We start from the raw sequence: 14,296 nt of genomic DNA, 5'->3' as shown, positions 1-14,296 counted from the left end.
CTCGACTTTATCATTTTGTCGGAATATAAAACGTAAACGTCGTTCCTTTGTCCATCCGGCTGTGCACTGTAATGGTACCGTTGTGAGCTTCCACAATATTTTTTACAATAGCCAGTCCCAGTCCGGTTCCTGCTCTGCCTCTTGTCCGTGCTTTATCTGCTTTATAGAATCGCTCAAAAATAAATGGCAGATCCTCTTCCGGTATCCCCGAGCCGGAATCTTTGACGTCTATTTTTACTCCATCCTTAACGGTATGAACGGAGATGGACACATTGCCGCCTGATTGAGTATGACGCAGCGCGTTATCAATTAAATTAGTAAACACTTGCTCCATCTTATCTTCATCAAACATCAATTCCTCTTCAGTGAGAGAAATGTCCTGATGCAAAGAAATATTTTTTTCTTTGGCAACGCCGGAAAATTTACGCATGATCTTTTCTATAAATTCATTAAGATTGATTTGTTCATAATGCAATCCAGTATGGCCTGATTCCATTCGGGCTAAATCAAGCAAATCGTTGACAAGACGGCCCATTCGCAGCGACTCGTCATATATAATTTGAGCAATCTCTTTTCGATCTTCTTCGGAGCTCGCAATGTCATCGACAATGGCTTCACTGTACCCTTGAAGCATGGAGATCGGCGTTCTTAATTCATGGCTGACATTTGCGATAAAGTCCTCACGCAATTTATCAAGGCGGCGTTCTTCGGTCATATCTCGAAGAACGGCAACCGCGCCTCTGACATGCGATTCCGCATACAGCGGCGACATCAGCAGCACCCATGATCTGCCCTGCAGCGTCATTTCAATCATTTGTTCTTTTTCAGTGCTGACAGCGTTTTGGAATAATTCTTTTGCTTCTGGCGGAAGATTGTCGCCTTCTTTAATATTCATATTCTGCTCATAATACCAAGCCTGCAGAAAACGTTCAGCCGGCGGGTTTGTCACGAGAATCGTGCCGTCGATATTGATGGTAATCACTCCGTCAGCCATACTGCTTAATATGTTTGAAAGCTGTTCTTTTTCTTGGTTGAGCGCATTGATATGAAAGTTAAGCTGCCGTCCCATTTGATTAAAGGCGGTTGCCAGCTCACCGATTTCATCCTGGGTTAAAATCGGGATTTTCGTGTCAAACTTGCCCTTTGCCAAATCCTGTGCGCCCTCTCTCATTTTTCGAAGCGGATACGTGACCCTGCTTGATAAAAAGAAAGCAAAAAATGTGGTCAGCACAATCGCAATGCCTGCGGCAAGAAATATATAACGGGTCGTGTGTTTTGTTGTATCTTTGACGGCAAGCAAAGACTGAGATAAAAAGACCATGCCTTTTTTTCCGTCTTTTTCATACGGAACACCCACAATCAGGCGTTCATTATCCGTGTCTCCACCACTCAGTCCCGTTCGTTTACTGACTTTTTTATGGTTGTCCAGAGCCTGATGTAAATCCTTGTCCCGCTGTATTTGTTCAAGCGTGATAGATGAGAGCCGATTTTTATCGTTTGGCGAATACCAGTACTTTTTCTCATCCTGTATAATCGCAATGCTTGTTAAGTTATCAGCAAGCTCCCAAGTGATCGACCTTGCCAGCGCCTGATCCTCGTGTTTTTCTAAGATGACTGCGACTTTATTTGCAAGCTGGGTTAAATCATTTTCGGCTTCTTCCACATGATAATTTTCGATAAATTCGAGTAAAAGAACCGTTAAAATAAATAATACGATCAGGACAAGCGAAAGGATCGTAGCCCACAGCTTGCCTACTACGCTTTTCCAAAACTTCATTCAGCGCCTACCTCGAATTTATAACCGACGCCCCATACAGTGACGATTTTTTTGGCAGCTCCCGGTGATACTTTATTGAGTTTTTCACGTAGACGTTTGACGTGTGTGTCTACTGTACGCAGATCGCCAAAAAATTCATACTGCCACACTTCCTTGAGAAGCTTTTCCCGATCATACACTTTGTCAGGCGTTTTCGCTAAGAAGTAAAGGAGCTCATACTCTTTCGGTGTTAAGCTCACTTCAGTTCCGTCTGCAGTTACCCGATGGGCATCATGATCGATTGACAGATGAGAAAACACCAATACGTTTTTCGTCGGCGTATTCGCATTGAAATAAGAGTTTTGAGATGCCCTTCTCAGAAGCGCTTTTACCCGCAGCACAACTTCTCTCGGACTAAACGGTTTGACAATGTAGTCATCTGTTCCCGATTCAAACCCCTGCACCCGGTTTGCTTCTTCTCCTTTTGCGGTCAGCATAATAATTGGTGTAGCTTTTTTTTCGCGTATTTGGCGGCAAACCTCAATTCCGTCTGTGCCAGGCATCATAAGGTCAAGCAAAATTAAGTCATAATTGGTTTCGAGGCCTTTGGCAATAGCTTCATCACCATTTTCCGCTTCTTCAATCACATAATTTTCACGTTCAAGATACATTTTTAAAAGGCGGCGAATTCTGGCTTCGTCATCAACTACTAATATTTTGGTTTCATTGGTTTGGTCCATCGTTTTCCCCCTGCTTTCCTTCTGTTACTTTCATTTTATCAAATCGTGAGAAAGTTTGAGAACTGTATCGCTTTGTTATCGACTATGCATAAGAATGAAGTCCGGCTAGCACAAGATTTACGAATATTAAATTGAACATAATGATGGCAAAACCAATGACGGCCAGCCATGCTGATTTCTCTCCGTGCCATCCTCTGGACAGCCTTAAATGCAAATATGCGGCGTAAAACAAAAACGTGATTAGCGCCCATACTTCCTTCGGGTCCCAGCCCCAAAATCTCGTCCAAGCAAGCTGAGCCCAAATCATGGCAAAGATCAGCGCGCCGAGTGTAAAAATCGGAAAACCGATGGAAACGGCCCTGTAGCCAACCTCATCCACCAGATCAAGATTCACGTTTTTCACCAGAGGATGTAAACAGGCACTGATTCTTTTTCTGACGATCAGGCGAAGCGCCCCATACAAAAGGAGTCCAGCTCCAAACGACCAAATCACCGTGTTTACCTTTCTGCCTGAGAAAAGGGCCGGAAGCTCTGCAATAGGCTGCATTTTCCCCTCGGTGATAAGCTCACCCTCATGCGGACCTACAAGTGCGGGCATTTCATAGACCATCACGCTTTTTTCCTTATTCTTATCCACCCAGTTAAACTCAGCTTCATAGCCGGCAAAACGAAACACAGATGTTATCACAATAAAGGCAACTGCCGTCACCATAATAAACATGATAGCTTCAAGCCAAAAGGTTTTTTTACTTGGTTTTGTCTGGTCAACATGCTTCAAAAGAAAAATGACACCTGCGACAAAACTGATGGCGAGTATCGCTTGCCCCAGCGCGGCCGTGGTTACGTGGATATACAGCCAATTGCTCTGCAATGACGGAATTAAAGGCGAAATGTCCGTCGGAAACATGCTGGCGTAAGCAATCAGCAATAAAGCAATCGATAGTGTAAACAGACCTAATGAAGGCAATTGATAGATAAAATAAAGGATAATAAACGCAAGCACAAGCATCATGCCAAAGGCCGTTGTAAATTCAAACATATTGCTGACAGGCGCATGGCCGCTGGCAGCCCACCTTGTCATAAAATAGCCCAGGTGGCAGAGAAAACCGATAATCGAAAGGGTAATCCCGATCGTCGCCCACCGGTTTGCCCTGTCTTTTTTATTTTTCCTTCCGCGTATGGCCCCGCCGAAAATTGGGACCGCGATTAAATACACGAGAAAGGCTGCATAAAGAAAATTTCCGCTCAGCTCCGCCATGACACCACTCCCTTTTCGCCTATTTCTGTGTTTTCATTAATTCTTTTTGGTCTGCTGGTTCAGTCAGCCCCGTTTCGGCTAAAACAAATGTTAAATCCTGCTTCAGTCCGTACCAGTTTTTATTGGTATGGCCGGCAACCATGACTGCACCATCCTGTGTATGCAGCCAGATTCTGCGGTGTTGCCAGTACATTCCTTGAATGACGCCAATCATAAAAATGGCTCCGCCGATAGCAAGCACCCAAAGCGTCAGATCTTTTCTGACTGTCAGACCGGTTATGTTCTTCGTTTCGACATGGTCAAATTTTAACTTATACTTATTGCTGCCCGACCCTTCAATTGTTTCTTGAATGGCAACAAAGCTTTTTTCGCCTTTTGGCTTATCCGGCGTTATGATATTAAAAACAAAAGCCGGATTGTTTGGGATTTTTGTTTTTGTGCTCGGCTCTCCGTCCTGATTAAAATAGAAGTCAGGAAGGTAGCTGGCGACCTCAACTTTGTAACCGTTACCAAGATCATAAACCGAATCTGGATCCAATAGGTTGATCTTTAAGCTCCCAAAGGATTTTTTTGATTTTTTGTCAATCAGCTGAAACACCATCTGATCGAGCTGATTCTCTTTATAATCCACCTGATAAACAGAAAACGAATCAAAGCGCAGCGGCTGATTCACACGAATATCTTCTTCTTTTACTTTTTTCAGCTTCGGCTTCTCTCCATAGACAATTTTGCCTTCCCGTTTATAGAGAACTGCGTCTGTTTGAAAGTTTTTGGCGACCTTTCCGCTTCCGACTCTGTCAATGGCATCAGCGAACACCTTTTTTTCTGTCTCGCTGTTATAAGTCTCTACGCTGAATTGATTGTTTTTCAAATAATATCTTCCGTCTGTGCCTGGAATTGCCGCAGTTTCGCCTTCTCTGACCCAGAGCGTTTCATCGATGTACATGCCCGGCACAAATCTCAGCATTGCGCCAATCAGGAAAATGATTAATCCTATGTGATTAACATACGGACCCCAGCGGGAAAAACGTCCTTTTTCCGCCAGAATGCTGCCCTCTTTTTCTCTGATTCTATAACGCTTTTTCTTTAAGAGAGTGACAATCTTTTCTTTTTCTTCCTTGTTGAGCTCGGTCTCCGTTTTACTGAACAGCCTTTGCCTTTTTAAGAAAACAGGGCTTCTCCTGACACCCTGATTTTTCAATGCTCTGTACAGGGGAATCACGCGGTCAAGGCTGCAGATGACAAGAGAAATGCCGATAGAGGCAATCAGCAGCAAATACCACCAAGATCCATATAAATGATGGAGACCGAGTAAATAATAAAGCTGGCCGAACGTGCCGTATTGTTCTTTATAATATGTATCAGCCTGAGCGCCGGGGGGCAAATAGGCTTCTTGAGGAAAAATAGTCCCGAATGCTGATGCTGCAAGGGTTATGACGATAAGCCATATTCCGACCTTAACCGAAGAAAAGAAGTTCCATATTTTATCAATGATCGTTTTGTTATAGGTTTGTGAGCGCCTAGCACTTCCATCATATCTCATATCGGCAAGCGGGGGCTGTGTTTCCTGAAGCGCCCTGCCGCATGATTCACATAAAACGGTTCCAACCGGGTTGATATGTCCGCATTCACATTTTACCTGTTTCATCCCGAGGTCGCTCCGGGTTTTATCAGATTCATATAGTCATGGATCATGCTTTCTGTCATAGTGCCGGTCACCACCTTGACAACTTTTCCTTCCGGATTGATTAAAAAGGTTGTCGGAAGCGGAGATACGCCATAGGCATCAAGCACCTGACGATCTGTATCCAGGACAACCGGAAAATTCACTCCGTAGGATTTCATAAAATTATGTACTGCTATCTTTGACTCCCCAACATTTACCGCGACAATTTCAACGCCTTGGTCTTGAAAATATTTGTATTGGTTCGCCATATAAGGAAATTCTTTTTTGCATGGCTCACACCAGGTGCCCCAGAAATTCAAAAAAACACCTTTTCCTTTTAAGTCACTCAGTTCAATACGTTCCCCATTCGTATCTTCAAGGACAAAATTCGGTGCCTCGGACCCTTCAGATATGCTCTCTTTGTCGGCAAATACAGCATTGTATATTGTATAGGCCAGCGCGCAAATCAAAATGAGAAGGATGCCGGTCCGAATGAATAAACGCCTTTTTTTCTTCATTGTCCACTGCCCCCTTCCCCTATTGCAGATCCATTCAATTATATCATTGCACATTCATTTCACATTTCTAACTTTTTGAAGGTTATGTGAAACTTAGAAAGCGTTTTTACCGTGTTCCGCTAGCGCTCTGAGTCTTTTGACTTCATGCGGCGTGAGCTCTCTTGCGTCTCCCGTATTTAAGCCTCTCAGATTTAAAAATGCGTATTCTTCCCGCTTCAGCTTGATTACTTCATGTCCAATCGCTTCAAACATGCGGCGCACTTGCCTGTTCCGTCCCTCATGGATGGTCAGCTGTATAATGCTTGTTTGTTTTCTCTTATCCAATGAAAGCAGCTTCGCTTTGGCAGGCGCTGTTTTGCCTTCCTCCAGCATAATGCCGCGCTCCAGCTTTCTGATCAACTCTTTAGACGGTATGCCTTTTACCTTTGCTACATATGTTTTGTTTATTTCATATTTAGGATGCATCAGCTTGTTGGCAAACTCGCCGTCATTGGTTAAAAGCAAAAGACCGCTAGTATCGTAATCCAGACGTCCGACCGGATAAATGCGCTGCGGCACTTCTCTTAAAAAGTCAGTCACGACTTTGCGCCCTTTGTCATCTTCCGCTGCGGAAATCACGCCTCTTGGTTTATATAGAAGAAAATAAACAGGCTCTTCACGTTCCACCTTCAAACCGTTTACTTCAATCTGATCAGAACCGGTTACTTTAACACCAAGCTCTGTTATTACTTTGCCGTTCACCTTTACTTTTCCTTCTTTAATCAGCTCTTCTGCCTTTCTGCGCGATGCAACTCCGGCGTGAGCAATTACTTTTTGCAGTCTTTCCATGTCTTTCACCTCAAGTATTATCTTACTTTTTTCAACCTAAACAAACAAGCTTTTTCAGATTTCGCATGCTTTATCTAAAAAAACGCCATTTTCAGGCGCTCCCAAATAATAACGTAACGATGATGATAGATGCAACTACACCGATTAAATCAGCAAGAAGTCCTACCTTTAACGCATCACCCATTTTTTTAATGCCGACCGCTCCAAAATACACAGTCAGCACATAAAGTGTTGTATCCGTTGACCCCTGCATCACCGATGCCAGCCTGCCAATAAAGGAGTCCGGTCCATAAACTGCAATTAAATCGGTCGTCATTCCCAGAGCAGCCGTACCGGAGATCGGACGGATCAGCGCAAGCGGAACCACCTCAGCCGGTATGCCGATGGCGGAAAAGGCCGGCTTTAAAAGATCCATAAAAAAGTCCAGCGCGCCTGATGATCTGAAAACGGTAATTGCAACAAGCATCCCGACTAAGTAAGGGATAATCGAAAATGCGATCTCAATTCCTTCTTTTCCGCCTTCAACAAAGGATTCATATGTCGGCACCTTTTTGATTGTTCCATAAAGAAGAATGCCGGCAATAATGATAGGGATCATGGCTAAAGACAGCCAGTTGATAATTTCCATCGGCTTACCTCCCCTTCTTTTTACGGCGGTAATAAAAATACCGGTCAATAATAATGGCGCCGATTCCAGAAATGAGTGTCGCCAAAATGCTCGGTCCGACGATATCTGTCGGCGTTTTGGAGGAATAGGCCATTCTCACGGCGATAACCGTTGTCGGGATGAGAGTAATGCAGGAAGTATTAACAGCCAAAAAAGTGATCATGGAACGGCTCGCTTCCGAACGATTTCCATTCAGCTTTTTCATTTGCTCCATTGCTTTAATGCCAAGAGGTGTGGCCGCATTCCCCAGGCCGAAGAAATTCGCCATGAGATTTGATAAAATGTAGCCCATTGCGGGATGATCCGGCGGTATGTCAGGGAACAGCTTAGAAATAAAAGGTCTGCACATACGGCTGAAAATATCCAGCAATCCTGACTGTTCAGCTATTTTCATTAAACCCAGCCAAAAAACAAGCACGCTCATAAGTCCAAATGAGATTGTGACAGCTTCTTTGGCTCCTTTAAACACCGCCTCATTTACATCCTGCAGCGTTCCATTGCACATCGCAAATACGAGCCCGATCACAGTTAAGCTGACCCAGATTATATTGACCATTTTGCCCCGCCAGCCGCATTCAGAAAAATTGATTTAAATGTTTCAAAAAACTTTTTTTTCGGTTTTTGATTTCGTTCGTTTTCGTAATAGATCGGCACTTTTGCGATGGTTTCATCGTTGAACATGACTTTCATATGTCCTACAATATCCGGAATTTTTGAAGCATCTTTTTCCCAGGCTTTTTTCGGTTTGAGCAGCGTAGTGTTAATTTTGACATCTTCTTTTTCTTCTTCGGTAAGCAAATAGGTGATGTCTCGTTTGATGAAAGCTTTGGACTCATAAAATGTACCTTTGAGCTTCGGAATGTCTCCTTTTTTTGCGATTAAATATGTTTGATAATGCTCAAATACATAGTTAAACATATTCATATGATCATCCCAATCGTCAGGGTCATTAATGGTCACGGCTATCAGATCAACGCCGTCCTTTGAAGCGGTTGAAACCAGTGTGCGTTTTGCAAGCTTGGTATAGCCTGTTTTCCCCCCTGTACTGTATGGATACAGCATCGTCAGCAATTTATTTTTGTTTTTCCACACGCTTTCCATTGTTTCTGCTTTGTATACTTTTGTGCCGGAGATGGTTTGATAGTCTTTGAGCTTCATGGCGTATTTCGTTAAAATGGCCATGTCATAAGCTGATGAGTAGTGATTTTCATGGTCGTCCAATCCGTGCGGGTTTTGAAAACGGGTATTCTCCATACCGATTTGCTCTGCTTTTTGGTTCATCATATAGACAAATCCATCGAGGCTTCCCCCGACATACTCAGCGATCGCAACAGCAGCATCGTTCCCGGATCTCAGCATCAGGCCATACACAAGATCCTTTAATTTTACTTTTTGCCCTTCGGTTAAATAAATGGCCGAGCCCTCTGTTCTGACCGCATTTGCAGACACAGTCACGGTTTCTTCCATTTTTCCTGATTCAATGGCGAGAACAGCGGTCATGATCTTTGTAATACTGGCGATTCGCCTTTTTTCATGCTCGTCCTTGGCAAATAACACTCTTCCTGATGTGCCGTCAATGACAATCGCGCTCTTCGCACTGACATTTATAGCTGCATGGGCTGTGTTCACATTTACATTTGCAAATAGAAAAGAAATAATGACTATTAATACAGCTTTTTTAAAAATGCGCATGTTTGTTCACGTCCTTGTGGTGGTTTGTACAAGTTTATGCGCATGTCCATCAGTTATGAATAACAATTGTGTCTAGGCCTGCAAACATAAAAAAACTCTCCCGTAAAAGGAGAGTAAGTGTTATCTGATTGATGCCATGCTAGATCCGGACGCTTCGTAATGAGCCAGTTCTTCCCTCATCTTCAGAAACGCTGCGCTCAGCGGCAATAATAATTGCTCCAGAGACTGCGGAACAGCATGGTAGAACTCAATTGCGCTGACTCCGGTATATGACGCCCGGCTGTTTTCACACCAGGTGTCTTTCTTTGGCATAAAGAACTCTTCAATGCATTGATGATACACATTGTAAAGTGTTTTTTCCGCTCTGGTTTCCTGAAAAGGCTCTTGTATAAGGAGGCGGCGGCATGCTTCAGCGCCTCCTTCACAAAATACTGTCATTCTTCTCAGCGTGCTCAGCACATCACAGCAGTATGCCTCTTCAACAGGCAATTCAGCCTGCATAGACGCCAGCGTGGTTTGATTTAAATAATCATTAACGGTATTGACAACCATTGATAAGAATTCGCCTGTTTTTTGAGTCTGCACTCGCACAATCGAATGTCCCATTTCGTTTGGTATCTTCCCCTCATGTCTTTGTCTCTCACATTTTGCTTCTTTCATGATAGCTACTTCTTCCTTATATCTTATGTTGATGAAAAAGCGCGATTCATTATTTCTCTATTTTATATCTTCAAAGGTTTGGTTAAAGTTTTCAAAGAATAAATCCGCTTCTTCTTGAAGAACGTCATCTTCCGCATTTTCAGGCAGCGGCGGAAGCTCGTCCAGCGTTTTTAAGCCGAATTGCTCAAGAAAAGTCGGCGTCGTGCCGTATAAAATGGCCCGTCCCGGACCGTCAGCGCGCCCGACTTCACACAGCAGCGCCTTGGCGACAAGGCTGTGTAAAATTCTTTCTGATTTCACACCTCTGATATCTTCAATTTCCGCTCTTGTGATCGGCTGTTTATATGAAACAATCGCCAGCACCTCCAAAGATGCTTGGGAAAGGCCTTTCGACGGTACTTCGATCAGTTTTTTCAAGTACGGCGCAAAGTCCTTTTTGGTGGAAAGCATGTACGTATCTGCATATTCAATAAGTTCAATGCCTCTTGTATCATGTCGGTATTCGTCTGCCACATCCGCCATAATGGTGTTCAGTTCAGGCTCTTCTATTTCAAGCACTGTTAACAGCTGTTTTTTGGTCAGTCCTTCATCGCCTGCCGCATATAGAAGGGCTTCCACTATAGCTTTCCAATTCACGATATCAAGCCCCATGAATGGATTCACTCCCCATAATGTAAATATCTGAAAAATTCCGCTCCTGCTCAATCAAAATCAGCTGATTTTTCATCAGTTCTAAAACTGCCAGGAAAGTGACAACTAAATGTTCTTTTTGCTCATATGAAAAAAGATCCATAAAGTTAATTCTTTTCCCTTTTGATTTCAGGCTGTGGACGATTTCATTCATTCTGTCTTCGATTGGTATTTCCTGTCTTGTAATTGTTGTTTCCATCGGCCTTGTTATTTTTTTTCGCTTCAGCACTTTTTGAAAAGCGCCAATCATATCGTATACCGTGACTGACAGCTTTTGCTCCGATTGTTTCACTTCTTTTGCATATTCGCTCAAATCACTCGGCGGTTTCGTAAATGATTTTTGTCTTTCTTCTTCCCGTTCCTTTAATTCCTTCGCCGCGTCTTTATATTTTCTATACTCAATCAGCTTTTCAATCAGTTCCTCCCGTGGATCTTCTTCCTCAAGAAATTCATCCTCAAACAGCTCTTCCTCTTGCTTCGGGAGCAGCATTCTGCTTTTAATACTGAGCAGTGTTGCAGCCATCACCAAATACTCGCTGGCGATATCAAGCTCAAGCACACGCATCGTATGTACATATAATAAATATTGTTCAGTAATCTTCGCCACGGGTATATCATATATGTCAATTTCAAGACGATTGATTAAATGAAGCAGCAGGTCCAATGGGCCTTCAAACGTATCAATTTTCACTTGATATTCTTCCATCATCTCACCATTTTCAAGTATCGCTCTCATTGCCGGATAAACTGGCTACCCTTTAGTATAAGCCACCAAAAAGCTCTCGTCCAATACTATTTCATTTCCTGTATTTCAAGAGAATTTGTGCTGAATATTCAAAATAACAAGATATCCGCCTACACCAAAAAGGGCAGGTGTACATAGGATGCTCGCGTAGACCATAACAAAGGAGGCTGAATGTTCATGGGAGAAAAGTGCTTCAGCGGCAGTTTTGCTTTAATTGTCGTTTTGTTTATTCTGTTAATTATCGTAGGTGCTGCTTGGATTTGCTAGAACTAAAAAAGAGCGGGTCCAATGCGCTGTTTTTTCCTTTCATCTGTCCTGTGTTACACTAAAGGCGGATTAAAAGGAGGAAGCATCTTGTACCCGAAAGCTTATATCGATTATCTCGTTGAATTTCACGCAACACGAGATTATTTTGAATGCCATGAAATACTAGAAGAATATTGGAAGGAAGATCCTCCGAACAAACGGAAAATACATTGGGTCGGCTTTATCCAGCTTGCTGTTGCTTTGTATCATCATAGAAGACAGAATACAGCCGGGGCCAAAAAATTGCTGGCAAACAGCATACGGATTCTTCAAGCGGAAAAACAAGCGGTGGAAGATTTGGGGCTTGATCATACCCGTTTACTGGAGCTTATGCAGTCGGTTTACGAACAAATTGAACTGGGATCTTCCTATAAAAGCATCATGCTGCCAATTAAAGATGAGAGGCTGGAGGAAGCATGCCGCATTGAATGCAAGCGAAAAGCTTACAGATGGGGGCAGCCCAGCACACTCACCGATAGATTTCTTATTCATAAACATCGTTTGCGGGATCGGACTGATGTCATCCGTGAACGCGAGAAAGAAATTGAGCGACGAAAAAAAAGCAGAGGCTGATAACAGCCTCTGCTTAATTATTGTATGAAATGTCTTGATCCTGCTGACCTTGACAGCGTTCGAAAAAGCTCTGCGTTAATTCATTCGGAACCAGTACCTGCGTTTTGAATAAATGCTTTAAAGCATCCATCATCTGTTTTCCGATTCCTTGATGGCGATGAGAAGGATTCACACTGATATGCCGGATTTCAACCTCGGAATCCTTTTTTTCAACTCCGATTGCTCCGACGATATCCTCGTCCTCTTTCCACAGAAAGAGCTGGCGGTCTGTATCCGTTTCGTAGTCCTTAATTGTCTGCTGAAGCTGCTTAAGATCTTTTTCATTCGGCATAAATGAAAGAAGTCCCATCGCAATCTTTTCAAACGATTTTTTATAACGAATTAACATAAAAACCCCTCTATATCCTAATGTCCAGTTCTATCAAACGGAAAAGTATAGGTGATCCGTTTTCTCACATTATATCATTTTCGCCATATTTTTAAACTGTTTTCAGCAAATTATTCAAATGAACGGTTTAAATTTGCCATTTCTATGGCAGAAACAGCACAATCTACACCCTTGTTGCCCGCTTTTGTTCCAGCCCGTTCAATGGCCTGCTCAATGTTTTCCGTAGTGACAATTCCAAAGATCACTGGTACGCCTGTTGTGTTCGCTGCTTGCGCGATGCCTTTTGCAGCTTCGTTGCAGACATAATCATAATGAGTCGTTGCGCCTCTGATGACAGTGCCGAGTGTAATAATGGCGTCATATTTTTTTGTTTCCGCCATTTTTTTAGCAGCGAAAGGAATTTCAAATGCGCCCGGAACCCAAGCCACATCAATATCGTTTGTATCCACGCCGTGTCTGAGCAATGCATCTTCTGCCCCGCTCAGCAGCTTACTTGTAATAAAATCATTAAATCTACCTACGACGATTCCGATTTTAAGACCTGTACCAACTAAATTTCCTTGTATGATATTCATATGATTCCCATCCTTTTTTGTGATTTTTGTTATTAGAAATGAAGTAAATGACCTAGTTTGTTCATCTTTGTTTGCAAATATTTTTTGTTATGCTCTTTGGCCTCCATTTGAAGCGGCACTCTTTCTGTAATGCTGAGTCCATAGCCTTCAAGTCCGGCAATTTTCCGCGGATTATTCGTCAAAAGCTTCATATTCCGCACGCCGAGATCGCGTAAAATTTGAGCACCAATGCCGTAATTGCGCAAATCAGGCAAAAAGCCGAGCGCCTCATTAGCTTCTACAGTGTCATATCCTTCTTCCTGAAGCTTATAGGCTTTTAACTTATTGATCAGACCGATGCCCCGGCCTTCTTGGCGGAGATACAAAAGCACTCCCCGGCCTTCTGCGGCAATTTGCGTCAGCGCGGCGTGAAGCTGCGGGCCGCAGTCACAGCGATGAGACCCAAACACATCACCTGTGAGACACTCTGAATGAACCCGGACCAATACTGGTTCTTCACTAAACGGCACATCTCCCATCACAAATGCGACATGCTCTTTTCCGTCGATCTCATTTGTGTATCCGTACACTTTAAATGTGCCAAAATCAGTCGGCAAGGTAATATCGACTTCCCGCTCTACAAGTGTTGTCAAGTTGTAGCGGTACTCAATTAAATCTTTAATGGTGATCATTTTTAATTGATGCTTTTTCGCAATTTCTATCAGCTCGGGTACTCTTGCCATCGTTCCGTCTTCATTCATAATTTCGCAAATGACGCCTGCTCCCTGAGAACCGCAAGCTTCAGCAAGATCGACTGCCGCTTCTGTATGGCCCGCTCTTTTCAGAACACCTCCCTTTTTCGCAATCAGGGGAAAAATGTGCCCCGGACGCTGAAAATCTGCCGGCACTGAACTGCTGTCCAGCAAAGCTTTGACAGTAAATGATCTTTCCTGTGCGCTGATTCCCGTTTTTGTCTTACGGTGGTCAATGCTTACTGTAAAAGCAGTGTGGTGGGAATCTGTATTGTGCTCAACCATAGGATGAAGATCGAGCCTGTCAGCGATTTCCTCACTGAGAGGCGTGCAAATCAGCCCTCTTCCGTGCGTCGCCATAAAGTTAATCACTTCAGGAGTCGCATGCTCCGCAAGAGCCACAAAGTCTCCTTCATTTTCTCTGTCTTCATCATCAACAACAATGATGACTTCGCCTTTTTTTAAAGCGTCTAATGCCTCTTCTATCGGATGAAACATGCTAA

Annotated in this window: 17 protein-coding genes; 2 read left to right on the top strand and 15 right to left on the bottom strand. The window is 43.3% G+C overall.

What is annotated here, in order from left to right; genetic code table 11:
- Nucleotides 1–10: 10 nt before the first annotated feature.
- From resE to scpA, 12 genes are all read right to left on the bottom strand, one after another.
- Nucleotides 11–1,777 (bottom strand): sensor histidine kinase ResE, encoded by a 1,767-nt coding sequence (gene resE, locus NST16_RS06420; RefSeq protein WP_010334776.1) that lies wholly within the window; start codon nt 1,775–1,777, stop codon nt 11–13.
- Complete coding sequence (resD, locus tag NST16_RS06415) at nt 1,774–2,496, bottom strand: DNA-binding response regulator ResD (RefSeq protein ID WP_010334777.1); 723 nt, start codon at nt 2,494–2,496, stop codon at nt 1,774–1,776. Before resD ends, resE begins: the two co-directional genes overlap by 4 nt.
- Nucleotides 2,497–2,578: 82 nt before the next feature.
- Nucleotides 2,579–3,754, bottom strand: a complete 1,176-nt coding sequence (ccsB, locus tag NST16_RS06410) for a c-type cytochrome biogenesis protein CcsB (RefSeq protein WP_010334778.1) — start codon at nt 3,752–3,754, stop codon at nt 2,579–2,581.
- Between the two features lie 19 nt (nt 3,755–3,773).
- Nucleotides 3,774–5,402 (bottom strand): cytochrome c biogenesis protein ResB, encoded by a 1,629-nt coding sequence (gene resB / locus NST16_RS06405; protein WP_168748148.1) that lies wholly within the window; start codon nt 5,400–5,402, stop codon nt 3,774–3,776.
- Nucleotides 5,399–5,938 (bottom strand): thiol-disulfide oxidoreductase ResA, encoded by a 540-nt coding sequence (resA, locus tag NST16_RS06400; RefSeq protein WP_010334780.1) that lies wholly within the window; start codon nt 5,936–5,938, stop codon nt 5,399–5,401. The genes resB and resA overlap by 4 nt, the downstream gene beginning before the upstream one ends.
- 93 nt (nt 5,939–6,031) lie before the next feature.
- Entirely contained in the window at nt 6,032–6,766 is a 735-nt protein-coding gene (gene rluB / locus NST16_RS06395) for a 23S rRNA pseudouridine(2605) synthase RluB (protein ID WP_010334781.1), read from the bottom strand.
- A 91-nt stretch (nt 6,767–6,857) separates the two neighbouring features.
- Nucleotides 6,858–7,394, bottom strand: coding sequence for a spore maturation protein SpmB (gene spmB, locus NST16_RS06390; RefSeq protein WP_010334782.1), 537 nt, complete (start codon nt 7,392–7,394; stop codon nt 6,858–6,860).
- 4 nt (nt 7,395–7,398) lie between these two features.
- The gene (spmA, locus tag NST16_RS06385) at nt 7,399–7,989 is read right to left on the bottom strand and encodes a spore maturation protein SpmA (protein ID WP_024121904.1); all 591 of its coding nucleotides are present in this window, start codon (nt 7,987–7,989) and stop codon (nt 7,399–7,401) included.
- On the bottom strand, nt 7,977–9,125 hold the full coding sequence (locus NST16_RS06380; RefSeq protein WP_010334783.1) for a D-alanyl-D-alanine carboxypeptidase family protein: 1,149 nt from the start codon (nt 9,123–9,125) through the stop codon (nt 7,977–7,979). The genes spmA and NST16_RS06380 overlap by 13 nt, the downstream gene beginning before the upstream one ends.
- Before the next feature lie 120 nt (nt 9,126–9,245).
- Nucleotides 9,246–9,785, bottom strand: coding sequence for a YpuI family protein (locus tag NST16_RS06375; RefSeq protein WP_010334784.1), 540 nt, complete (start codon nt 9,783–9,785; stop codon nt 9,246–9,248).
- Nucleotides 9,786–9,842: 57 nt separating this feature from the next.
- Nucleotides 9,843–10,436 carry an SMC-Scp complex subunit ScpB gene (gene scpB / locus NST16_RS06370; RefSeq protein WP_010334785.1) on the bottom strand — a complete coding sequence of 198 codons (594 nt, stop codon included), beginning with the start codon at nt 10,434–10,436 and terminating at the stop codon, nt 9,843–9,845.
- Nucleotides 10,426–11,181, bottom strand: coding sequence for a segregation/condensation protein A (gene scpA / locus NST16_RS06365; RefSeq protein WP_010334786.1), 756 nt, complete (start codon nt 11,179–11,181; stop codon nt 10,426–10,428). The genes scpB and scpA overlap by 11 nt, the downstream gene beginning before the upstream one ends.
- A 216-nt stretch (nt 11,182–11,397) precedes the next feature.
- Here scpA and NST16_RS06360 point away from each other — a divergent pair, with 216 nt between their 5' ends.
- Together NST16_RS06360 and NST16_RS06355 are read left to right on the top strand one after the other, a co-directional pair.
- The gene (locus NST16_RS06360) at nt 11,398–11,487 is read left to right on the top strand and encodes a YjcZ family sporulation protein (RefSeq protein ID WP_032731254.1); all 90 of its coding nucleotides are present in this window, start codon (nt 11,398–11,400) and stop codon (nt 11,485–11,487) included.
- Nucleotides 11,488–11,574: 87 nt separating this feature from the next.
- A complete protein-coding gene (locus NST16_RS06355; protein ID WP_286058363.1) occupies nt 11,575–12,099 on the top strand; it encodes a DUF309 domain-containing protein in 525 nt (174 codons plus the stop codon).
- A gap of 13 nt (nt 12,100–12,112) precedes the next feature.
- Here the strand turns inward: NST16_RS06355 and ribT are convergent, their stop codons facing one another.
- The 3 genes from ribT to NST16_RS06340 all read right to left on the bottom strand — a co-directional run bounded on the left by ribT (nt 12,113) and on the right by NST16_RS06340 (nt 14,291).
- The gene (ribT, locus tag NST16_RS06350; RefSeq protein WP_003223910.1) at nt 12,113–12,487 is read right to left on the bottom strand and encodes a GNAT family N-acetyltransferase RibT; all 375 of its coding nucleotides are present in this window, start codon (nt 12,485–12,487) and stop codon (nt 12,113–12,115) included.
- 110 nt (nt 12,488–12,597) lie between these two features.
- Nucleotides 12,598–13,062, bottom strand: coding sequence for a 6,7-dimethyl-8-ribityllumazine synthase (ribH, locus tag NST16_RS06345; RefSeq protein ID WP_003223915.1), 465 nt, complete (start codon nt 13,060–13,062; stop codon nt 12,598–12,600).
- 32 nt (nt 13,063–13,094) lie between these two features.
- On the bottom strand, nt 13,095–14,291 hold the full coding sequence (locus NST16_RS06340) for a bifunctional 3,4-dihydroxy-2-butanone-4-phosphate synthase/GTP cyclohydrolase II (RefSeq protein WP_339177011.1): 1,197 nt from the start codon (nt 14,289–14,291) through the stop codon (nt 13,095–13,097).
- Between the last annotated feature and the right edge of the window lie 5 nt (nt 14,292–14,296).

The organism is Bacillus sp. FSL K6-1005 (assembly GCF_038000225.1).
Taxonomy (GTDB): domain Bacteria; phylum Bacillota; class Bacilli; order Bacillales; family Bacillaceae; genus Bacillus; species Bacillus mojavensis.
This window is presented reverse-complemented; position numbering and strand designations above follow the sequence as displayed.